This window comes from Pseudomonas sp. MAFF 730105 (genome assembly GCF_055380705.1).
On record NZ_AP018438.1, the window covers coordinates 417,176 to 437,820 of the forward strand.

Sequence of the window (20,645 nt, forward strand, 5' to 3'; positions counted from 1 at the left end):
CCTGACGGCAGATTAAATAGAGTCCCTACAGGGATGACTCGACCCCTTACGGAGCGCCCAATGCAGACTTTGTACCCGCAGATCAAACCCCATGCCCGGCACGATCTGGCTGTCGATGACACCCACACGCTCTATGTCGATGAAAGTGGCTCTCCGGAAGGCCTGCCGGTGGTGTTCATTCACGGTGGTCCGGGCGCGGGTTGCGACGCGCAGAGCCGTCGCTACTTCGATCCGAACCTGTACCGCATTGTTACTTTCGATCAGCGCGGCTGTGGTCGTTCCACGCCCCACGCCAGCCTGGAAAACAATACCACCTGGGATCTGGTCGAAGACCTGGAGCGCATCCGCAAGCACTTGGGCATCGAGAAATGGGTGCTGTTCGGCGGCTCCTGGGGTTCTACCCTGGCCCTGGCCTACGCCCAGACCCATCCGGAGCGGGTCCACGGCCTGATCCTGCGTGGAATCTTTCTCTGCCGTCCCCAGGAAATCGAGTGGTTCTATCAGGCTGGCGCCAGTCGCCTGTTCCCCGATTACTGGCAGGATTACATTGCACCCATTCCCCTGGATGAGCGCGACGACCTGCTCAGCGCCTTCCACAAGCGCCTGACCGGCAATGACCAGATCGCCCAGATGCACGCAGCCAAGGCCTGGTCCATCTGGGAGGGTCGTACAGCGACCTTGCGTCCGAACCCGCTGGTGGTCGACCGCTTCTCCGAGCCGCAGCGTGCGCTGTCGATTGCCCGCATCGAATGCCATTACTTCACCAACAACGCCTTCCTCGAACCCAACCAGCTGATTCGCGACATGGGCAAGATCGCCCATTTGCCGGGCGTCATCGTGCATGGTCGCTATGACGTGATCTGCCCGCTGGACAATGCCTGGGAGCTGCATCAGAACTGGCCCAACAGCGAACTGCAGGTGATCCGCGATGCCGGTCATGCGGCGTCGGAGCCGGGTATTACCGACGCACTGGTGCGCGCCGCCGGCCAAATGGCCCGGCGCTTGCTCGACCTGCCGCCCGAAGAAGCATGAAGGGGCTGTTGCAACGGGTCCGTGGTGCCCGGGTGGAGGTCGCGGGCGATATCGTGGGGGCCGTGGACCAGGGTTTACTGGTCCTGGTGGCGGTCGAACCCGAGGATACCCGGGCCAGTGCCGACAAGCTCTTGCACAAGCTGCTTAACTACAGGGTGTTCAGTGACGCCGACGGCAAGATGAACCTGTCCCTGGCGGATGTCGGGGGTGGTCTGTTGCTGGTGTCACAGTTCACCCTGGCGGCGGACACCAAGAGCGGTTTGCGCCCGAGTTTTTCGACGGCCGCGCCTCCGGCACTGGGAGAGGAGCTGTTCACCTACCTGGTCAATCAGGCGAAAGAGGTGCATGGCACTGTGGCATCAGGTAGATTCGGCGCCGACATGCAAGTGCATCTGGTCAATGATGGCCCGGTAACCTTCCTGTTACAGGTCTGAAAGCGTTTGAAACACCTTTTCGGTTCTGTTTCGAGGTTAAACAGGGAGTTTTCTCGATAAATACTTTGTTGCCCCTGATGCGTTGTCACGCGGCCTGCTAGATAATCGCGCGCTACGGGGGATCGGCGTTCGCTGGTCCATTTGACTTAGGTAGAGAGTTGTCCTGAGCCGTTTGGGGAATCATTTTGCCCCATCGGAGTCGGAACAATGCTCGCCAACTTGGCAAGAGTGCTCCGCAAGGTCGGTTTTTCAATGCCGTTACCAAGCGGATACTTTATCTGGCCGTTGGTTTTTTGATCTGTTTTCGGCGAGGGTTGCTCGTGATTGTTAGTCCCTGTAATGCACCAAAAATGTCTGCCAAACGGTTTAAAAGCGCTCTGGTAGCGGGCTCGGCGCTGTTGTGCCTGCTCGGTGCGGGCCAACTGTGGGCATTCAGCCTGGATGATGTATCGGCGAAGGCTAAAGAACTGGCCGGGCAAAAATTCGAAGCCCCGCGCAGCAATCTGCCGAACGAATTTCGCGAGATGAAATTCGGCGACTATCAAAAAATCCGTTTCCGCACCGAAAAAGCCGAATGGGCCGACCAGAAGACGCCGTTCAGGCTGTCGTTCTATCACCAGGGCATGCACTTCGATACGCCGGTGAAAATCAACGAAATCACCGCGACCAACGTCGAAGAAATCAAATACGACCCGACGCGCTTCGATTTCGGCGACGTCCAGTTCGATCCGAAGTCCACCGAGCAATTGGGCTACGCGGGTTTCCGCGTGTTGTACCCGATCAACAAGGCCGACAAGCAGGACGAAATCATGACCATGCTGGGCGCGAGCTATTTCCGCGTCATCGGCAAGGGCCAGACTTACGGCTTGTCCGCCCGCGGCATGGCGATCGATACCGCATTGCCGTCCGGTGAAGAATTCCCGCGTTTTCGCGAGTTCTGGATCCAGCGTCCGAAACCCACCGACAAGCACCTGGTGATCTTCGCTCTGCTGGATTCGCCTCGGGCCACCGGCGCCTACCGCCTGACCCTGCGTCCGGGTACCGACACTGTCGTCGACGTGAAAGCGCGCATGTTCCTGCGTGACCGCGTCAACAAGCTGGGTGTCGCCCCGCTGACCAGCATGTACCTGTTCGGCGCCAACCAGCCGTCCAAAGTGCTGAACTACCGCCGCGAGCTGCACGATTCCAGCGGCCTGTCGATTCACGCTGGCAACGGCGAGTGGATCTGGCGTCCGCTGAACAACCCGAAACACCTGGCCGTGAGCAACTTCTCGGTGGAAAACCCACGCGGTTTCGGCCTGCTGCAACGTGGTCGTGACTTCAGTCATTACGAAGACCTGGACGACCGCTACGACAAGCGTCCAAGCGCTTGGATCGAACCGAAAGGCGACTGGGGCAAGGGTTCTGTCGATCTGGTGGAAATCCCGACCGCTGACGAAACCAACGACAACATCGTTGCCTTCTGGAGCCCGGAAAAACTGCCTGAGCCAGGCCAGCCACTGGACTTCGCCTATCGCCTGCACTGGACGCTGGACGAAGCCAGCCTGCACTCGCCGGACAGCGCCTGGGTCAAGCAGACCCTGCGCTCCACGGGCGATGTGAAGCAATCCAACCTGATTCGCCAGCCGGACGGCAGCGTCGCCTATCTGGTGGATTTCGAAGGTCCATCCCTGCAGGCTCTGCCGGAAGACGCCGAAGTGCGTAGCCAGGTGAGCGTCGGCGATAACGCCGAGGTCGTCGAGAACAGTGTGCGCTACAACCCTGAAACCAAGGGCTGGCGCCTGACCTTGCGCTTGAAGATCAAGGATGCGAAGCAGGCGACCGAAATGCGCGCGGCGCTGGTCCGTCCGTTGACGCCTGTCGAAGCACCAGCCGCGTCGCATTCCGTGACCGCTACCCTGGCCAAGGCAGACAAGATCGCCAAGCAACAAGGCGAGAAAGAAGCAGAAAAAACCAAAGAACAAGCCAAAGAAGAAGCCAAGGCTGTCAAGGCGTCCGACGCCGCCGAGGCGACCCCAACCCCGCAGGAACCGGAACCGACTGAACAAGTCCTGACCGAGACCTGGAGCTATCAGTTGCCAGCCGATGAGTAATACGCCAGTACCGCCAGAGACGCTCAGCGAATATCTGGCCCATTTGCCAATGACCGACCAGCAGCGCGCCGAGTTGGCGGGCTGCAAGTCCTTCAGCGAGTTGCATGAACGTCTTTCGTCTTCGACCTTTGACGTTGACGATTCCGCCGAGGCGGCGCAAGCCTCGGTGGGGCGTCGCCTGGTCCTGAGCACTGCCGAAGAGCTCGAGGATGCGGAGATGCTGGGGCTCGACTCCAGCGGTCGCGTGCGTCTCAAGGCCACGCCGCCGATTCGTCGGACCAAAGTCGTGCCGGAACCATGGCGCACCAACATCCTGGTGCGCGGCTGGCGACGGATGACCGGTCGCACCAACCCGCCGAAGCCGCCCAAGGATGAGCGGGTGCTGCCCCATGCCCGTTGGCGCACCGTGGGTTCGATCCGCCGTTATATCCTGCTGATCCTCATGCTCGGCCAGACCATCGTTGCCGGCTGGTACATGAAAGGCATCATGCCGTACCAGGGCTGGTCGTTCGTGGACCTGGAGGAAGTTCTGCACCAACCGTTGCTGCAGACAGCCACGCAAGTGCTGCCGTATGCCCTGCAAACCAGCATCCTGATCCTGTTCGGGATCCTGTTCTGCTGGGTATCGGCCGGTTTCTGGACTGCGCTGATGGGCTTTCTGGAACTGCTCACCGGTCACGACAAGTACCGCATTTCCGGTGCCAGCGCCGGCAACGAGCCGATTCCCAAGGACGCCCGCACCGCCCTGGTGATGCCGATCTGCAACGAAGACGTACCCCGTGTGTTTGCCGGCTTGCGCGCGACCTTCGAGTCGGTGAAGGCCACCGGCGACCTGGATCGTTTTGACTTCTTCGTGCTCAGCGACAGTAACGAGACGGATATCTGCGTCGCCGAACAGCAGGCCTGGCTGGACGTCTGCCGCGAAGCCGGCGGCTTGGGCAAGATCTTCTATCGTCGTCGCCGTCGTCGCGTGAAGCGCAAGAGCGGCAACCTCGACGACTTCTGCCGTCGTTGGGGCAGCGACTACAAGTACATGGTCGTGCTCGACGCCGACAGCGTCATGAGCGGCGAGTGTCTGACCAGCCTGGTGCGCCTGATGGAAGCCACGCCGGACGCGGGCATCATCCAGACCGCGCCAAAGGCCTCGGGCATGGACACGTTGTATGCGCGCATGCAGCAGTTCGCCACCCGGGTGTACGGTCCGCTGTTCACCGCCGGCCTGCACTTCTGGCAGTTGGGCGAATCCCACTACTGGGGCCACAACGCGATCATTCGCATGAAGCCGTTCATCGAGCACTGCGCCCTGGCGCCGTTGCCGGGCAAAGGTGCGTTCGCCGGTGCGATCCTGTCCCACGACTTCGTCGAAGCGGCGCTGATGCGCCGTGCCGGCTGGGGCGTGTGGATCGCCTATGACCTGCCGGGCAGCTACGAAGAGTTGCCGCCGAACCTGTTGGACGAGCTCAAGCGTGACCGTCGCTGGTGCCACGGCAACCTGATGAACTTCCGGCTGTTCCTGGTCAAGGGCATGCACCCGGTGCACCGTGCGGTGTTCCTGACCGGGGTGATGTCCTACCTGTCGGCGCCGTTGTGGTTCTTCTTCCTGGTGCTGTCCACTGCGTTGTTGGCGGTGAACACGCTGATGGAGCCGCAGTACTTCCTCGAGCCGCGCCAGCTGTATCCGCTCTGGCCGCAATGGCATCCAGAGAAGGCCATCGCCCTGTTCTCCACCACGATCGTGCTGTTGTTCCTGCCCAAGCTGTTGAGCATTGTCCTGATCTGGGCCAAAGGCGCGAAGGAGTTCGGTGGCAAGTTCAAGGTGACGCTGTCGATGCTGCTGGAGATGCTGTTCTCCATGTTGCTGGCGCCGGTGCGGATGATTTTCCACACCCGTTTCGTGCTCGCCGCGTTCCTGGGCTGGGCCGCCACCTGGAACTCGCCGCAACGTGATGACGACTCGACGCCCTGGAGCGAAGCGGTCAAGCGCCACGGCCCGCAGACCCTGCTGGGCTTCTTCTGGGCACTGCTGGTGATCTGGTTGAACCCGAGCTTCCTGTGGTGGCTGGTGCCAATCGTCGGTTCGCTGATGCTGTCGATCCCGGTGTCGGTGATCTCCAGCCGTGTAGGCCTGGGCTTGAAGTCCCGTGATGAAAGCCTGTTCCTGATCCCTGAGGAATACGCGCCACCACAGGAGCTGGTGTCGACCGACCAGTACACCCATGAGAACCGTTGGCATGCATTGAACGACGGCTTCATTCGCGCGGTGGTCGATCCTCAGCAAAACGCCCTGGCGTGTGCGTTGGCGACGTCCCGGCACGGCCAGGCCGAGCCGATCGAATGGCTGCGGGTCGAACGTGTTCGTCACGCCTTGAAGGTCGGCCCGAGCGGGCTCAACAACGGCGAGCGACTGGCGCTGCTGAGCGATCCGGTGGCCCTGTCCCGGCTGCATGAGCAGATCTGGAGCGAAGGCCATCCCGAATGGCTGGCGGCATGGCGCGCATCGGTCAAGGCCGATCCCCATGCACCGCTGCTACCGCTTCAGCCAGTGAGTGCACAGACTCAAGTGGCCTGATGCGCAAAAAGCCCCGCTTCCGAAAAGGAAGCGGGGCTTTTTGTTGGGTGTCTTGTGAACATCACCCCTGTGGCGAGGGGATTTATCCCCGCTGGGCTGCGTAGCAGCCCCTCAACCTGTCTGACACACCGCATGCCCAGATTTCAGGGGCGCTTCGCACCCCAGCGGGGATAAATCCCCTCGCCACAACATCACTCGGCTTCAGCTCGTGGATCGACCCGATCCAGCGCCCGATTCGCCAGCAAACCACTCAACTCGATCAACTGCTGAAGACCCAAGGCAAAATGCCTCCGCGAGCCATCCAGCTCGAACGCCAGGTCGCTGGCCATGACATTGGCCGAAGCCAGGGTCTCGCTGAGGTTGGCCAACAGACACTCGGTGTCGATATCGTCCACAACGGTGAAGAGCTGGCCAGGGGGCGGCGCGTTGTCGGGTTCCGCCTGTTTCGGTTTCAGGTAGAAATCCAATGCCCGCTCGGTGGCTTCCTGGAGTTTTTCGGGGTCGAGGCCGGTGTAGGAAGAGGCTGGGTCCGTTTCCGGAGGATTGGGTGTGATCTTGAACATGGTGATGCTCCTAGGGTAATGGAGCCGCCAGAATTCGCTGCTAAACAAAAAAGGTGGCGACTGTACGCGGGTTAGCAGACCGGCCCCTAGAACCCGGCAGACCCTGGGGTCTCCCACGCACAACCGCCATGACATAGACGTGTAGACACTGAAGTCTGAACACGAATGTGGAGAACTGTACGTCTAGGATTATCCGAGCTGCTAAACCCGATCGCTGAACCGACAGCGACCCGCAAACAATAGGACCCAGACCCCAAGCGCACAAGCCGGCGGATTCTGGCGCAGTTGTAGGCAATGGCGCAAGACGATGTAGCCCTACTCAACTCCCGACAACAGCACCCAATCCTGTGGGAGCGAGCCTGCTCGCGATGAACGATAACGCGGTCTGACAGAAGAACCGCGGCGCTTTCATCGCGAGCAGGCTCGCTCCCACAGGCGACGGTGTTGTCTGTTGGATTATGGTTGCCTGATGACTATCTGTGGGAGCAAGGCTTGCCCGCGATGAACGATAACGCGGTCTGACAGAAGAACCGCGGCGCTTTCATCGCGAGCAGGCTCGCTCCCACAGGGGACGGTGTTGTCTGTTGGATTATGGTTGCCTGATGACTATCTGTGGGAGCAAGGCTTGCTCGCGATGAACGATAACGCGGTCTGACAGAAGAACCGCGGCGCTTTCATCGCGAGCAGGCTCGCTCCCACAGGCGACGGTGTTGTCTGTTGGATCGTGATTGACTGATGACTATCTGTGGCAGCAAGGCTTGCCCGCGATGAACGATAACGCGATCTTGCAGAAGGACCGCGTCGACTTCATCGCGAGCAAGCTCTGCTCCCACCGGGGAGGGGGTATTGTCTAGACCTTGAACCGCCCCACCAACGTCTGCAAATGAACGCCGAGGCGTGCCAGTTCGGCGCTGGAGGCGGCGGTTTCTTCGCTGGCGGCGGAGGTTTGTTCAGAGACGTCGCGCACGTTCAGCACGCTGCGGTTGATCTCTTCTGCCGTGGCGCTCTGCTGTTCGGCCGCAGCGGCGATTTGTTGATTCATCGACTGGATGGCCGAGACCGTACGGGTGATGTTTTCCAGGGAACTGCCGGCTCGGCGGGTGAGTTCGACGCTGCTGTCGGTCAGGCCGCGGCTGTTGTCCATGATGGTCGCAACTTTTTCGGTTCCGCTTTGCAGCCCAAGAATGAGTTCTTCGATCTCTTCGGTGGATTTCTGGGTGCGTTGGGCCAGGCTGCGGACTTCGTCGGCGACCACGGCGAACCCACGCCCGGCCTCTCCGGCGCGGGCGGCCTCGATGGCGGCGTTGAGGGCCAGCAGGTTGGTTTGTTGGGCCACGGATTTGATCACGTCCAGCACGCTGCCGATCTTGTCGCTCTCGTGCTTGAGATGACCCATCGCTTCGGTGGAGTTGCCGACCTCGTTAGCCAGGCGCTCGATCTGCGCGATGGCTTCGCCAACCACCCGCTCACCCTCACGGGCTTGCTGGTCGGCGGCAACGGCGGCCTCGGAGGCTTCCTCGGCGTTGCGTGCCACATCCTGCACCGTAGCGGTCATTTCGTGCATGGCGGTAGCCACCTGATCGGTCTCGACCTTCTGGTTGTTGACCCCGGCGCTGGTTTGTTCTGTCACGGCCGAAAGTTGTTCGGCGGCGCTGGCGATCTGGGCCACGCCGTCTCTGATCCCGCCGATCAATTCCCGCAGACTGACGACCATCCGCTGCAAGCTGCCTTGCAGCTGACCCATCTCGTCGCGACGGCTGACCTCAAGGTTTTGACTCAGGTCGCCCGAGGCGACACGTTCGACGGCGATCAGCGTCTGTTGCAGCGGAGTGACTATCTGCCGGGTGATGAGCCATGCGGCAAGCACGCCGAACGCCAGTGCCAGGAGGGCGACGATGATCAGGGTATTCTTCGCCTGTGTCGTCTCCTGCTCGCGTTTTTCAACTTGCGAAACAGTCAGCTCATTATTCAGTTCGTTCAGACGGGCTTCTTGATCCACCATTTTTTTGAGCGCGGCGGTGCTGGCAACTTGTGAGTCACGGAAAAGGCTGACGGCAAGGCGATACCCCTTGAGCGATTCGGTGGCTTGTTGCAGGTTTGCAATATGCTGTTCCGGCAGCTTGCTCGGCAGGCTTTCGAGGTTTTTCAGGGCGTCGTCGATAGCATTCAATGCCGGTTGTTCGGCTTCGGCCTTGCCACTGTAGGTGTAGCCGCGAACCTGGAAGCGTGCCTGCTGGATCAGTTTGCTCAGCTCGATCACGCTGTTGAATTGCGCGACGCTGTCGCCTTGCAGCAGGGACTTTTCAACGTCCGCAACCTTGGCCACGGCGTTGTCGGCGGTAGCACCGAGCTTGGACCGGGCCGATTCTCGGTTATCTGTCGCTTGGGTCAAGTCGTTAAAGGCGCGTTTGTACTCATCGAGGATCGCCAGCTGCTGGTTGAACATCTGCTGGTCAACGGCTCGTACAAATTGTTTGAGAGCGGCTTGCAAGCCCTCCTGGAGCTTGCCCAGAAGATCGTTGACGGCGGCGGCGCCTTGTTCGCCGCGACGCATTTCGTATTCGAGGCGAGCGATTCGAAGGTCCTTGGCCGTCTCGTTGAGATGGGCGATGGCGGCCTGCTTGTCCGCACGACTGATTACACTGGTCAGGCTGTTCCAACCCGCATAAGTGCTCAGGACCGTCATGAGCAAGACCAGGCCAAAACCAAACCCCAGCTTGCGATTGACACTTACGTTTCCCAGCTTTTCGGTTAGCCAACTGAACATGCTGATACTCCCACGGACCTTTTTGTAGGTCTTATGAGGAGAGTATCGACCATGCCATGCAGATCTGTAGGAAATAGGTAAGGGATTGGATGGGAGGGTGCGTGCTCTTGTTCGGTTAAGAATCAGTCGCAAATCCGTCCACCGTGGGGCAGCTTGCTCAGGCTCAACTCCCGACAGCAGCACCCAATCCTGTGGGAGCGAGCCTGCTCGCGATCAACGATAACGCGATCTTGCAGAGGGACCGCGTCGCCTTCATCGCGAGCAATCTCAGCTCCCACAGGGGAAGGATTGTGTATCTCTAGACCTTGAACCGCCCCACCAGCGTCTGCAAATGAACGCCCAGTCGCGCCAGTTCGGCACTGGAACTGGCGGTCTGTTCGCTGGCGGCGGAGGTCTGTTCGGAGACGTCGCGCACGTTCAGTACACTGCGGTTGATCTCCTCGGCCGTGGCGCTCTGTTGTTCGGCCGCGGCGGCGATCTGCTGGTTCATCGATTGGATCGCCGAGACCGTGCGGGTGATGTTTTCCAGCGAACCGCCGGCCCGTCGGGTCAGCTCGACGCTGCTGTCGGTCAGGCTACGGCTGTTGTCCATGATGGTCGCGACCTGTTCGGTGCCGTTTTGCAGACCGACGATCAGCTCCTCGATTTCTTCGGTGGACTTCTGGGTGCGTTGGGCCAGGCTGCGGACTTCGTCGGCGACCACGGCGAACCCACGCCCGGCTTCACCGGCGCGGGCAGCCTCGATGGCGGCGTTGAGGGCCAGCAGGTTGGTCTGCTGGGCGACAGACTTGATCACGTCCAGAACGCTGCCGATCTTGTCGCTCTCGCGCTTCAAGTCCCCCATGGCGGCGGTGGAGTTACCCACTTCCCGTGCCAGGCGCTCGATCTGAGCGATGGCTTCACCGACCACTTTGTCCCCTTCGCGGGCTTGTTGATCCGCGGCGACGGCGGCTTCGGAGGCTTCCTCGGCGTTGCGCGCCACTTCCTGCACCGTGGCGGTCATTTCATGCATGGCAGTAGCCACCTGATCGGTCTCGACCTTCTGGCTGTTGACCCCGGCGCTGGTCTGTTCGGTCACGGCGGAAAGCTGTTCGGCGGCGCTGGCGATCTGGGTGACCCCCTCGCTGATGCCACCGATCAATTGCCGCAGGCTCACGGTCATGCTTTGCATGGCGCGTTGCAGCTGGCCCATTTCGTCACGACGCTCGGAGGTCAGGTTGTGGCTCAGGTCGCCTGCGGCCACCCGTTGGGCGACCTGGAGGGTCTGGCCCAGCGGAACGACGATCTGCCGGGTGATGAGCAAGGCGGCGATGACGCCGAACAACAGGGCCAGTGCGGCAGCGGCGATCAGGACGGTCTTGGCCTGGGCAACGTCGTGGTCACGCACGGCTGTCTGGGACACGGTCAGTTTCTGGCTGGAGTCGATCAGCACTTGGCCTTGCTCGGTCATGCGCTGAAGGGCGGCACCGTTCTCGATCTGCGAATCCCGGAACTGCGCAACCGCCGCGCGATACAGATTGAACGAATCGTTGGCCTGTTGCAGGTTGGCAGCATGTTCCTGGGGCAATTGGTCCGGCAGGCGTGCGAGCAGCTTGAGCACGGTGTCGATGGCCTCAAGGGCCGGTTGCTGGGCTTCGCTCTTGCCGCTGTAGGTGTAGCCGCGCACTTGGTAACGCGCTTGCTGGACCGCTTTGCTCAGGGTCACCACGCTGTTGAATTGGGTGACGTCGCCGCCTTGCAGCAGTGATTTTTCCACCTCGGCGACGCGGGCCACGGCGTTGTCGGCACTGGCGCCGAGTTTACTGCGGGCATCTTCGCGGTTGACGGTGGCGCGGGTCATTTCGGCGAAAGCGCTTTTGTACTCGGCCACGGCGGCCAATTGCTTATCGATCATGGCCACATCGGCCGGTTGTTCGATCAACTGGCGAGCGGTCTTCAGCCCGGCGTCAAGCTTGACCAGCAGGTCGTTGACGAGCTGTGGCCCTTTCTCGCCCCGGGTGGCGTTGTAGTCGATGCTGGCCAGGTTCAAGTCTTTGCTCAAGTCGTTCAGGCTGGCAATGAATCCCAGCTTGTCGCCCCGGCTGATGACATTGCCCAAGCCGGACCAACCGGTGAAGGCGATCATCAAGGTGAGAAACAGCACCAGGCCGAAGCCGAAGCCGAGTTTGCGATTGACGCTTACGTTTCCCAGACTCTGGGCAAGCCACCGGAACATGCTGATACTCCCTTGAGGGACCAAATTGGTTTTATGGGGACGTATATCGGCGGCTTGGGCGAAATCTGTAGGGATTTGTCGAGATTTTGCGGCGAGGGGATCAGAACAGTCGGGCGAGCAATGCCGTCACCGCGGTCTCGACCCGCAGGATTCGTTCGCCAAGTTGCACCGGCTGCAGGCCGGCCTTGCCCAGCAGGTCGATCTCGTAAGGAATCCAACCGCCTTCGGGGCCAATCGCCAGCGTGACCGGTTCCGTCAGTGCCCGGGGGCAGGGCGGGTGGTCACCAGGATGGCCCACCAGGCCCAGGGTGCCATTGACGATGGCCGGCAGGCGATCTTCAACGAAGGGCTTGAAGCGCTTTTCGATGATGATCTCCGGCAGCACACTGTCCCGGGCCTGCTCCAGGCCAAGGATCAATTGTTCGCGGATGGCCTCGGGCTCGAGGAACGGCGTCTGCCAGAAGCTCTTCTCGACGCGATAGCTGTTGACCAGCACCACGCGCGGCACGCCCATGGTGGCAATGGTCTGGAACACCCGCCGGAGCATCTTTGGACGCGGCAGGGCCAGCACCAGTGTCAATGGCAGCTTCGCCGGCGGTGGCTGGTCGAGGGTCACTTGCAGTTCGGCTTCGCGGGCTTCCAGGCGCAGCACCTGGGCGGAGCCCATCGACCCGCCGATGCGTCCGACCCGCAGGCTGTCGCCGACAGCGCTGCGGTGGACTTCCTGCATGTGGGTCAGGCGGCGATCACTCAGGACGACCCGGTCAGGACCAACGAAATCGGCCTCTTCGAGCAGCAGCAGGTTCACGGTTGGGTCGCAGGCGGCTGGTCGTTATGATCGTCGGCCGTTTCAGCTTCCGGCTCTTCGCTACGTTTACGCACCAGACCGCCGAACAGCACGCCGATCTCGAACAGCAACCACATCGGTACTGCCAGCAAGGTCTGGGAGAAAATGTCCGGCGGGGTCAGGATCATGCCGACCACGAAGCAGCCGATGATCACGTACGGACGGATCTTCTTCAGGTACGTAACGTCGACCACGCCGATCCACACCAGCAACACCACCGCCACGGGTATTTCGAACGCCACGCCGAAGGCGAAGAACAGCGTCATGACGAAATCCAGGTAACTGGTGATGTCGGTCATCATCTCCACGCCGGCCGGAGTGGCGGCGGCGAAGAACTTGAAGATCAGCGGGAACACCAGGAAATAGGCGAACGCCATGCCGGTGTAGAACAGCAGGATACTGGACACCAGCAGCGGCACGGCGATGCGCTTTTCATGCTTGTACAGGCCGGGGGCGATGAAGCCCCAGATCTGGTGCAGGATCACCGGGATCGCCAGGAACAGCGAGACCATCATCGTCAGCTTCAACGGTGTCAGGAACGGCGACGACACGTCGGTGGCGATCATGGTCGCGCCTGCCGGCAAATACTGGCGCAGGGGCGTGGAGACGAAGGTATAGATCTGCTGGGTGAAGGCGAACAGCCCGGCGAAGATGATGAAAATCGCCGCCACGCAGCGCAGCAGGCGGGTGCGCAACTCGGTGAGGTGCGATACCAGCGGCATCGGCTGATCGTTCTCTGGGATATTGCTCATGATGCTCGCGGCGGCTGTGTGGGGTCGTTGGGGGCCGGTGTCGGCGCCGTTGGGGCTGTCTCTACGGGCTTGACTGGCTCAGCCGGCACCGCTGCGGGTTCATCCACCGGCACCTGGGGCGCCGTTGCCTGTTCGGCCGTGGGTTGGACCGGCGTCGGCTCCTGTTGGGTCGGCGTGAGGATCTTGCGCGCCTCCTGCTCCAGGGACAGGATGTGTTCGTTGTGAAGCTGCCGACGGATCTCGTCGGCACCGATTTCACGCTCAACTTCCTGTTTGATCGCATTGAAGCTGCGCTTCAGGCGCCCGATCCAGAGACCGGCGGTGCGCGCAGCACCCGGCAGGCGCTCGGGGCCCAGCACCAGCAGGGCGACGAGGCCGACGAGCAGCAGTTCAGTGAAGCTGATCCCAAACATTAGTCAGTGCTCACGAGTCTTTGCGGGTCGGCTCTTCGACTTTCTGTGCCTGCACATCGATAGTGTGCGGCGCATTCACAGGCTGTGCTGCTTGAGGCTGTACGGGCTGGGCCGGCTGCACAGGCTGGGCAGGTGCTGCCGTCGGATCGGCCGGTTTCTCGTCGTCGTTCATGGCTTTGCGAAAGCCCTTGATCGATTCGCCGACATCGGTACCCAGGTTCTTCAGTTTCTTGGTCCCGAACACCAGCACCACGACAACCAGGATGACGATCCAGTGTTTCCAGTCAAAAATACCCATGTGGCTATTCCTCTCAATAGTTGATCAGGCGGACGGGCGCGAAGCCTTCTCGACGTGCCCGGACAGACCGAAGCGACGGTCCAGTTCATCCAGTACAGCCTGTGGGTGCTGCCCCAATTGAGCCAGCATGACCAGGCTGTGGAACCACAGGTCGGCGGTCTCGTAGATCACGTCGCTGCAGTCACCGCTGATAGCGGCGTCCTTGGCGGCGATGATGGTCTCGACCGATTCCTCGCCGACTTTCTCCAGAATCTTGTTCAGGCCCTTGTGGTACAGACTCGCGACATAGGAACTGTCGGCCGCTGCGCCTTTGCGCTCTTCCAGCACCTGGGCCAGGCGGGTCAGGGTATCACTCATGAGTATGTCCTGAATAAATGGCATGCGGGTCCTTGAGCACCGGATCGACGGTTTTCCAATCGCCGTTCTCGAAGACGCGATAGAAGCAGCTCTGACGGCCGGTGTGACAGGCGATTTCACCGACCTGTTCGACCATCAGGATGATGACGTCGCCGTCGCAGTCCAGGCGCATTTCATGCAGATGCTGCACGTGGCCGGACTCTTCGCCCTTGCGCCACAGCTTGCCACGGGAACGTGACCAGTAGATGGCGCGGTTCTCGCTGGCGGTCAGGGCCAGGGCCTCGCGGTTCATCCAGGCCATCATCAGTACGCGCCCGGTCTTGTGATCCTGGGCGATGGCTGGCACCAGGCCGTCAGCGTCCCATTTGATTTCGTCCTGCCAGTTTTTCATCTTCGACTCCGACCATGGGCCTTGCACCTCAAGTCGGTGGGCCCAGCGTTGAAACAGTGTGCCAGTGCGAACCGGTGCTGGCTATCGACGAACGACCAGATACAAACCAACGATCACCATCACGGCGGCAGGCCAATGCCCCAGCTCGCTCAACGGTCCGCCGGCGGCCAGCACCGCGCCGCCACCCAAGTGTGCGGCACCGAGCAGGCGCAGCAACCAGTCGTCCTTGCGGCGTTTCCACGGCGGGGCGGGGTCTTGGGCGTGGGGCTGGGACATGCGTTCGAGCAGGTCCCGGGTCATGTTGGCCAGGTGCGGGATCTGCTCGAGCTGACTCTGCACGTTGCCCAGCAGGGCCTTGGGGCTGACGCGCTCGCGCATCCAGCGTTCGAGGAAGGGCTGGGCGGTGTTCCACAGGTCCAGGTCCGGGTACAACTGGCGACCGAGGCCTTCGATGTTCAGCAGGGTCTTCTGCAACAGCACCAGCTGTGGCTGGACCTCCATGTTGAAGCGACGCGCGGTCTGGAACAGGCGCATCAGCACCTGGCCGAAGGAAATATCTTTTAACGGTTTTTCGAAGATCGGCTCGCACACGGTGCGGATCGCCGCTTCGAACTCATTGAGCTTGGTCTCGGCCGGTACCCAGCCTGAATCGATGTGCAGTTGTGCGACGCGGCGGTAATCGCGCTTGAAGAACGCGAACAGGTTGCGGGCCAGGTAATCCTGGTCCTCGGGCGTCAGGCTGCCGACGATGCCGCAGTCGATGGCAATGTATTGCGGGCTCCACGGTTGCACGGTGCTGACGAAGATGTTGCCGGGGTGCATGTCGGCGTGGAAGAAACTGTCGCGGAACACCTGTGTGAAGAAGATCTCCACGCCGCGTTCGGCGAGCATCTTCATGTCGGTGCGCTGGTCGGCCAGGGTCGCCAGGTCGGTGACCTGGATGCCGTAGATGCGCTCCATTACCAGAACCTTGGGGCGGCACCAGTCCCAATAGACCTGCGGCACATACAGCAGCGGCGAGCCTTCGAAGTTGCGGCGCAACTGGCTGGCGTTGGCGGCCTCGCGCAGCAGGTCGAGCTCGTCGTAGATGGTTTTCTCGTAATCCTGGACCACGTCGACCGGGTGCAGCAGGCGCGCATCGGCAGACAGTCGCTCGGCGGTGCGGGCGAGGATGAACAGCCAGGCGAGGTCCTGGGCGATGACCGGCTTGAGGCCCGGTCGGATGACCTTGACCACCACTTCTTCACCGCTCTTTAGCTGCGCGGCATGGACCTGGGCCACGGAGGCCGAGGCCAGGGGCTCGACGTCGAAACGGCTGAAGACTTCGTTGATCTTCTTGCCCAGTTGCTCCTCGATCAGGGCCACCGACAGCTTGGAGTCGAACGGTGGCACGCGGTCTTGCAGCAGCATCAGCTCATCGGCGATGTCTTCGGGCAACAGGTCGCGGCGGGTCGAGAGGATCTGCCCGAACTTGATGAAGATCGGTCCCAGGTCCTGCAAGGCCAGCCGCAGGCGGGCGCCGCGACTCAGGTCCAGCGTTCGCCGGGGGAACCAGCGCCACGGCAGCACGAAACGCAGTGCCAGCAGAAACCAGGGCAGAGGCAGGGCGAACAGCAAGTCATCGAGGCGGTAACGGATCACGACGCGCTGGATGCGCAACAAACGGCGGACGGCAAGCAGCTTCATGCGTTATCGCTTGGTTTCAAGGGATCGGGAAAGGCGCTCGAAACGCGCCTCGAGACGTTCCAGATCAAGTTTGATCCGGTCCAGTTCGTTAAAACGGGCTTCGGCTTCGCGTTTTCCTACGAGCGTACGCGATTCTTCAGCCAGGTATTCACTCAGATTCTGCCCCAGGCTGGCGAACCCCTGCCGATACCAGCGTGTGCGGCTGCGTAGGTGGCCGCTGATCAACTGGGTGGCCACCGGGCCGAGCCAGCGGGACAGCTCATATTCCCAGTCCAGCTCCAGGTCCTGCAGGATGGCCGCCAGGTCCAGCAGCGCGCCGCTGTCGCCTTCGAGCTCGACGTCGGGGCTGTGCAACACCGCCGTTTTGTCCTTGCTCAAGGCCAGGTTCAGCAGGCTCGAGGCCGGGGCACGCAGGGTGCAATCCGCCTCGGCTTCCCAATGGGAGGCGAGCATCAGGCCTTCGTCGCTGGGCAGGATAAACAGCTGCAACGTCGGGCTGCGGCAATCGACGGCAATCACCTTGCCACCCAGATGCGCCAGGCGCGCCAGCGCCGTGCTGTCCAGGCGCAATACCCGGTTGATACCAAGTTCGACGCTGGCGAGCAGGCCGGCGAGCAGCATCAGGGTTTGATACCGCGGTGCAGGGCCACGATGCCTGAGGTCATGTTGTGGTAGGTCACGCGGTCGAAACCGGCCTCGACCATCATCGACTTCAGGGTCTCCTGGTCCGGGTGCATGCGGATCGATTCGGCCAGGTAACGATAGCTTTCTGCATCGTTGGTGATCAGCTTGCCCATCAATGGCATGAAGGCAAACGAGTAGGCGTCGTAGGCCTTGGACATCAGCGCGTTGGTGGGTTTGGAAAATTCCAGCACCAACAGGCGCCCACCGGGCTTGAGCACCCGCAGCATCGAGCGCAGGGCGTCTTCCTTGTGGGTGACATTGCGCAGGCCGAAGGCGATGGTCACGCAATCGAAGTGGTTGTCCGGGAACGGCAGTTTCTCGGCGTCGGCCTGGACGAACTCGACATTGCCGGCCACACCCAGATCCAGCAGGCGGTCGCGACCGACCTTGAGCATGGATTCGTTGATGTCGGCGAGCACCACATGGCCGGTCGGTCCGACGATGTGGGAGAATTTTTTCGTCAGGTCGCCCGTGCCGCCAGCGATGTCCAGCACGCGGTTGCCGCTGCGCACGCCCGACAGCTCGATCGCGAAGCGCTTCCACAGACGGTGCATGCCGCCCGAGAGCAGATCGTTCATCAAGTCATATTTGGCGGCTACCGAGTGGAAAACCTCAGCGACTTTTTCCGCCTTCTGGCTTTCCGGCACGTTCTTGAAGCCGAAGTGAGTGGTGGGTTCGGCATCGCTGCCTTTGCGCTGATCAGTCATATCGCTGTCACCAAAAAAGAATGCGGGACATTCTAATCCCGGTGGAGGGCTTTGTCTTGGCAAGGCTGAAGGTAAGATGAACCACCGCCGGGACGTTTTGACGCAGTCCGGGCAATTGCCGATATAACAGGAGTCAGCGAATGGCCAAAATCAGTGTTGAGCGTACCCATGACCTGGGCAAGGAAGCGGCCCGCGCGAAGGCCGACCAGTTGGCGCAGAAATTATCCGACAGCTATGGCCTGAAACCGCAATGGGTCGGCGACACGCTGGAGTTCAAGGGTTCCGGAGTCGAGGGTACGGTGGCGGTCGGCGAGGACCTGATTCGCGTCGACGTGAAGCTGGGCCTGTTGATGTCGGCCATGAGCGGGATGATCAAGACGGAGATTGAAAAGGCGCTGGATAAGGCGTTGGCCTGACGCTGAACTCATGCGGGCGCTCCCCGCTGTGGGAGCGAGCCTGCTCGCGATAGCGGTGGGTCATTCAATGATGATGTTGACGGTGATACCGCCATCGCGAGCAGGCTCGCTCCCACAAGAAAGAAGTCAGTGCTTTCAAGAATTGTGTGAGTTGTTAGGGTGCCGTTTCTAATTATTCTCCCTACTTTGTGCCTGAGCCCGTCCGCATGCGGGCAGTTCCTCCAACCTGTTTTCCAGTGAGGTGCACCATGGCCAAAGTTATTCTGAAGAAAAAAACCGACGTTGAATCTTCCACGCTCAGCGGCGTGAAAACGTACGCGCGCAAGATCTGGCTGGCTGGCCTGGGCGCCTACACCAAGGTCGGCCAGGAAGGCAGCGAGTACTTCCAAGAGTTGGTCAAGGCTGGCGAAGTTATTGAAACCAAAGGCAAAAAGAATATCGCTGGAAAACTTGAAGCGGCCAACAGCGAACTGATTGAAGCCAAGGCCGACGTCAATACGTTCAAGGCCCGGGTCGAAGTACAACTCGATAAAGTCGAGAAGGTATTCGACGCCCGTGTTGCAAGTGCCTTGAATCGTATCGGCATTCCGTCTAAACATGACGTTGAGGCACTCTCTGCCAAGCTCGATGAGCTGACGGCACTGCTCGAACGTGTGACGCGTAAACATTAAGGAGAACGGGATGGCTGGCAAAAGAACAACCGAAAAAGAAAGCAGCTCGTGGGCCGGGAAGATTGAAAAATACTCCCGCAAAATCTGGCTTGCTGGTTTAGGCGTGTACTCGAAGATCGACACTGACGGCAGCAAACTCTTCGAGTCCCTGGTTAAGGACGGCGAGAAGGCCGAAAAACTCACCAAGACGGCGGTCAGCAAGCAAGTCGATGCCGCCAAGGACTCTGCCGAGTCCGCCAAGTCGCGCATGAGCGGCGTGAAGGATCGTGCACTGGGCAAATGGGACGAGCTGGAAGGGGCTTTCGACAAGCGCCTGAACAGCGCGATCTCTCGCCTGGGCGTGCCAAGCCGCAATGAAGTCAAGGCACTGCACAGCAAGGTCGACACCCTGACCAAGCAGATCGAAAAACTCACCGGGGCCAAGGTCGCACCGGTGGCGGCCAAGACTGCAGCGGCCAAGCCGGCCACTAAAGCGGCGGCCAAGCCATTGGTGAAAGCGGCGGCAAAAACCGTGGCCAAACCTGCGGTGAAAGCCGCGGCCAAGCCAGCGGCAAAAACCGCTGCGGCCAAGCCTGCAGTCAAGGCTGCGGCCAAACCGGTAGCGGCCAAAGCGGCAGCCAAGCCTGCAGCGGCCAAACCAGCGGCGAAGCCTGCGGCAAAAACCGCGGCGGCGAAACCTGCTGCGGCGAAACCGGCAGCGAAACCGGCGACCAAGCCCGCGGTAAAAGCAGCAGCCAAACCTGCCGCCGCGAAAAAGCCGGCCGTGAAGAAAGCGACCGCGCCAAAAGCAGCGGCACCCAAGGCACCGGCAGCCGTCGCAAAACCGGCGACCCCGACGAGCACGGCAAACTCCGTCTCGGCTCCGACTCCGGTTGCCACCCCGACTCCAGCGCCAGCTCCATCGACGCCTACCAGTCAGTCCTGATTTTCAGGGCACACACAAAACGCCCGGCCTGCGAAGGTCGGGCGTTTTTGTTCATGAGTGGCAAAGGTCCTTGTGGGAGCGAGCCTGCTCGCGATAGCGGTGTATCAGTGACATCCACGCTGCTGACCCACCCCCTTCGCGAGCAGGCTCGCTCCCACAGAAAGGGCTATTCGTGGTCTTCCAGATACCGCAATGCCAACCGTTCGGTCGCCACCTTGGTCGCCGGTAGCAGGTGTGGAGCCACCAGCATCATGATCTGATAGACCACCAGCCGAACCTCCCCTTCGCGATCAAGAATCCGCTGGTAGTCCAGCGAGAACAGCAACGTCAGGGTGATCTGTTCCACCAATTGTCCCAAGGCCTGGGTGCCGCTGACCAGAAGTCCCTGGGCCTTGAGTTGCGCCAGCAGGGATGCCAGGGTGCGCTTCAGGGCATTGAGCAACTGGCGGATACCCTTGGCCAGTTTCGGCAGGCGCCCGGCCAGGTTCGACAAGTCCTGGAACAGGAACCGGTACTGGGCCAGGCGTTCGACGATCAGGTGCAGGAACAGCCAGTAATCCTCCGGTGCCAATTGCGCGTCGGCGGGGGGATCCAGCAGCGGCGACAGCTCTGCCTGGAAGTGCTCGAACAGCCCCAGGACAAGGGGTTCCTTGCCATGGAAGTGGTAATAGAGATTGCCGGGGCTGATGCCCATTTCGTTGGCGATTTCCAGGGTGGAAACGTTCGGCTCGCCCTTTTCATTGAACAGATGCAGGGCGCATTCAAGAATGCGGTCGCGGGTCTTCATCCGGTTTTCTTAATGATGGAGTCGTGCCACGGCCGACA

General features: G+C 61.0%; 19 protein-coding genes and 2 pseudogenes. 7 read left to right on the plus strand and 14 right to left on the minus strand.

The genetic code is table 11. The annotated features are described in order from the left end of the window. The first annotated feature begins 60 nt into the window (after nt 1–60). From pip to mdoH, 4 genes are all read left to right on the plus strand, one after another. Nucleotides 61–1,032, plus strand: coding sequence for a prolyl aminopeptidase (pip, locus tag PCOSP_RS01855; RefSeq protein WP_139646454.1), 972 nt, complete (start codon nt 61–63; stop codon nt 1,030–1,032). Next, nucleotides 1,029–1,466: a D-aminoacyl-tRNA deacylase gene (gene dtd / locus PCOSP_RS01860; RefSeq protein WP_139646457.1), complete on the plus strand. Its 438-nt coding sequence runs from the start codon at nt 1,029–1,031 to the stop codon at nt 1,464–1,466. Before pip ends, dtd begins: the two co-directional genes overlap by 4 nt. A gap of 350 nt (nt 1,467–1,816) precedes the next feature. Continuing rightward, nucleotides 1,817–3,559: a glucan biosynthesis protein G gene (locus PCOSP_RS01865; protein WP_175384591.1), complete on the plus strand. Its 1,743-nt coding sequence runs from the start codon at nt 1,817–1,819 to the stop codon at nt 3,557–3,559. After that, a complete protein-coding gene (mdoH, locus tag PCOSP_RS01870; RefSeq protein ID WP_139646461.1) occupies nt 3,552–6,128 on the plus strand; it encodes a glucans biosynthesis glucosyltransferase MdoH in 2,577 nt (858 codons plus the stop codon). Before PCOSP_RS01865 ends, mdoH begins: the two co-directional genes overlap by 8 nt. A gap of 191 nt (nt 6,129–6,319) precedes the next feature. Here the strand turns inward: mdoH and PCOSP_RS01875 are convergent, their stop codons facing one another. The 13 genes and pseudogenes from PCOSP_RS01875 to ubiE all read right to left on the minus strand — a co-directional run bounded on the left by PCOSP_RS01875 (nt 6,320) and on the right by ubiE (nt 17,808). Further along, a complete protein-coding gene (locus tag PCOSP_RS01875) occupies nt 6,320–6,691 on the minus strand; it encodes a DUF6124 family protein (protein WP_464710193.1) in 372 nt (123 codons plus the stop codon). A gap of 850 nt (nt 6,692–7,541) precedes the next feature. After that, the gene (locus PCOSP_RS01880; protein ID WP_373682495.1) at nt 7,542–8,405 is read right to left on the minus strand and encodes a methyl-accepting chemotaxis protein; all 864 of its coding nucleotides are present in this window, start codon (nt 8,403–8,405) and stop codon (nt 7,542–7,544) included. Continuing rightward, nucleotides 8,397–9,458: pseudogene (locus tag PCOSP_RS01885) on the minus strand (methyl-accepting chemotaxis protein); the annotation flags it as partial. The gene PCOSP_RS01880 and the pseudogene PCOSP_RS01885, both read right to left, overlap by 9 nt. Nucleotides 9,459–9,756: 298 nt before the next feature. Beyond that, a complete protein-coding gene (locus tag PCOSP_RS01890) occupies nt 9,757–11,673 on the minus strand; it encodes a methyl-accepting chemotaxis protein (RefSeq protein WP_139646467.1) in 1,917 nt (638 codons plus the stop codon). 100 nt (nt 11,674–11,773) lie between these two features. After that, complete coding sequence (locus PCOSP_RS01895; RefSeq protein WP_464710194.1) at nt 11,774–12,481, minus strand: 16S rRNA (uracil(1498)-N(3))-methyltransferase; 708 nt, start codon at nt 12,479–12,481, stop codon at nt 11,774–11,776. Beyond that, nucleotides 12,478–13,272, minus strand: a complete 795-nt coding sequence (tatC, locus tag PCOSP_RS01900) for a twin-arginine translocase subunit TatC (RefSeq protein ID WP_139646471.1) — start codon at nt 13,270–13,272, stop codon at nt 12,478–12,480. The genes PCOSP_RS01895 and tatC overlap by 4 nt, the downstream gene beginning before the upstream one ends. After that, entirely contained in the window at nt 13,269–13,685 is a 417-nt protein-coding gene (gene tatB / locus PCOSP_RS01905) for a Sec-independent protein translocase protein TatB (protein WP_139646473.1), read from the minus strand. Before tatB ends, tatC begins: the two co-directional genes overlap by 4 nt. Nucleotides 13,686–13,695: 10 nt before the next feature. Further along, entirely contained in the window at nt 13,696–13,983 is a 288-nt protein-coding gene (locus tag PCOSP_RS01910) for a twin-arginine translocase TatA/TatE family subunit (protein ID WP_139646475.1), read from the minus strand. A gap of 24 nt (nt 13,984–14,007) precedes the next feature. Beyond that, the gene (locus PCOSP_RS01915; RefSeq protein ID WP_003186671.1) at nt 14,008–14,340 is read right to left on the minus strand and encodes a phosphoribosyl-ATP diphosphatase; all 333 of its coding nucleotides are present in this window, start codon (nt 14,338–14,340) and stop codon (nt 14,008–14,010) included. Continuing rightward, nucleotides 14,333–14,731, minus strand: a complete 399-nt coding sequence (gene hisI, locus PCOSP_RS01920) for a phosphoribosyl-AMP cyclohydrolase (RefSeq protein ID WP_024779928.1) — start codon at nt 14,729–14,731, stop codon at nt 14,333–14,335. Before hisI ends, PCOSP_RS01915 begins: the two co-directional genes overlap by 8 nt. Before the next feature lie 81 nt (nt 14,732–14,812). Continuing rightward, the gene (gene ubiB, locus PCOSP_RS01925; RefSeq protein ID WP_139646478.1) at nt 14,813–16,417 is read right to left on the minus strand and encodes a ubiquinone biosynthesis regulatory protein kinase UbiB; all 1,605 of its coding nucleotides are present in this window, start codon (nt 16,415–16,417) and stop codon (nt 14,813–14,815) included. Beyond that, a pseudogene (locus PCOSP_RS01930) lies at nt 16,414–17,038 on the minus strand (ubiquinone biosynthesis accessory factor UbiJ). Before PCOSP_RS01930 ends, ubiB begins: the two are co-directional and overlap by 4 nt. After that, nucleotides 17,038–17,808 carry a bifunctional demethylmenaquinone methyltransferase/2-methoxy-6-polyprenyl-1,4-benzoquinol methylase UbiE gene (gene ubiE, locus PCOSP_RS01935; protein WP_024779926.1) on the minus strand — a complete coding sequence of 257 codons (771 nt, stop codon included), beginning with the start codon at nt 17,806–17,808 and terminating at the stop codon, nt 17,038–17,040. Before ubiE ends, PCOSP_RS01930 begins: the two are co-directional and overlap by 1 nt. Nucleotides 17,809–17,948: 140 nt before the next feature. Here ubiE and PCOSP_RS01940 point away from each other — a divergent pair, with 140 nt between their 5' ends. From PCOSP_RS01940 to PCOSP_RS01950, 3 genes are all read left to right on the plus strand, one after another. Beyond that, nucleotides 17,949–18,224 (plus strand): polyhydroxyalkanoic acid system family protein, encoded by a 276-nt coding sequence (locus tag PCOSP_RS01940; protein ID WP_139646482.1) that lies wholly within the window; start codon nt 17,949–17,951, stop codon nt 18,222–18,224. Between the two features lie 248 nt (nt 18,225–18,472). Next, entirely contained in the window at nt 18,473–18,895 is a 423-nt protein-coding gene (locus tag PCOSP_RS01945) for a phasin family protein (protein WP_139646484.1), read from the plus strand. Between the two features lie 10 nt (nt 18,896–18,905). Then, nucleotides 18,906–19,820 carry a phasin family protein gene (locus PCOSP_RS01950; RefSeq protein ID WP_175384594.1) on the plus strand — a complete coding sequence of 305 codons (915 nt, stop codon included), beginning with the start codon at nt 18,906–18,908 and terminating at the stop codon, nt 19,818–19,820. Nucleotides 19,821–19,986: 166 nt separating this feature from the next. On the opposite strand, the gene PCOSP_RS01955 is transcribed toward PCOSP_RS01950, so the two are convergent. Beyond that, entirely contained in the window at nt 19,987–20,607 is a 621-nt protein-coding gene (locus PCOSP_RS01955) for a TetR/AcrR family transcriptional regulator (RefSeq protein ID WP_139646487.1), read from the minus strand. Between the last annotated feature and the right edge of the window lie 38 nt (nt 20,608–20,645).

What these genes read in the sequence shown, in the direction of transcription:
- PCOSP_RS01865 (WP_175384591.1), top strand. Translation starts at nt 1,817, where the DNA reads ATGTCTGCCAAACGGTTTAAAAGCGCTCTGGTAGCGGGCTCGGCGCTG.
- ubiE (WP_024779926.1), bottom strand. Translation starts at nt 17,808, where the DNA reads ATGACTGATCAGCGCAAAGGCAGCGATGCCGAACCCACCACTCACTTC.
- PCOSP_RS01950 (WP_175384594.1), top strand. Translation starts at nt 18,906, where the DNA reads ATGGCTGGCAAAAGAACAACCGAAAAAGAAAGCAGCTCGTGGGCCGGG.
- PCOSP_RS01875 (WP_464710193.1), bottom strand. Translation starts at nt 6,691, where the DNA reads ATGTTCAAGATCACACCCAATCCTCCGGAAACGGACCCAGCCTCTTCC.
- PCOSP_RS01955 (WP_139646487.1), bottom strand. Translation starts at nt 20,607, where the DNA reads ATGAAGACCCGCGACCGCATTCTTGAATGCGCCCTGCATCTGTTCAAT.
- pip (WP_139646454.1), top strand. Translation starts at nt 61, where the DNA reads ATGCAGACTTTGTACCCGCAGATCAAACCCCATGCCCGGCACGATCTG.
- tatC (WP_139646471.1), bottom strand. Translation starts at nt 13,272, where the DNA reads ATGAGCAATATCCCAGAGAACGATCAGCCGATGCCGCTGGTATCGCAC.
- PCOSP_RS01890 (WP_139646467.1), bottom strand. Translation starts at nt 11,673, where the DNA reads ATGTTCCGGTGGCTTGCCCAGAGTCTGGGAAACGTAAGCGTCAATCGC.
- PCOSP_RS01910 (WP_139646475.1), bottom strand. Translation starts at nt 13,983, where the DNA reads ATGGGTATTTTTGACTGGAAACACTGGATCGTCATCCTGGTTGTCGTG.
- tatB (WP_139646473.1), bottom strand. Translation starts at nt 13,685, where the DNA reads ATGTTTGGGATCAGCTTCACTGAACTGCTGCTCGTCGGCCTCGTCGCC.
- PCOSP_RS01915 (WP_003186671.1), bottom strand. Translation starts at nt 14,340, where the DNA reads ATGAGTGATACCCTGACCCGCCTGGCCCAGGTGCTGGAAGAGCGCAAA.
- PCOSP_RS01940 (WP_139646482.1), top strand. Translation starts at nt 17,949, where the DNA reads ATGGCCAAAATCAGTGTTGAGCGTACCCATGACCTGGGCAAGGAAGCG.
- mdoH (WP_139646461.1), top strand. Translation starts at nt 3,552, where the DNA reads ATGAGTAATACGCCAGTACCGCCAGAGACGCTCAGCGAATATCTGGCC.
- ubiB (WP_139646478.1), bottom strand. Translation starts at nt 16,417, where the DNA reads ATGAAGCTGCTTGCCGTCCGCCGTTTGTTGCGCATCCAGCGCGTCGTG.
- hisI (WP_024779928.1), bottom strand. Translation starts at nt 14,731, where the DNA reads ATGAAAAACTGGCAGGACGAAATCAAATGGGACGCTGACGGCCTGGTG.
- PCOSP_RS01880 (WP_373682495.1), bottom strand. Translation starts at nt 8,405, where the DNA reads ATGGTCGTCAGTCTGCGGGAATTGATCGGCGGGATCAGAGACGGCGTG.
- dtd (WP_139646457.1), top strand. Translation starts at nt 1,029, where the DNA reads ATGAAGGGGCTGTTGCAACGGGTCCGTGGTGCCCGGGTGGAGGTCGCG.
- PCOSP_RS01945 (WP_139646484.1), top strand. Translation starts at nt 18,473, where the DNA reads ATGGCCAAAGTTATTCTGAAGAAAAAAACCGACGTTGAATCTTCCACG.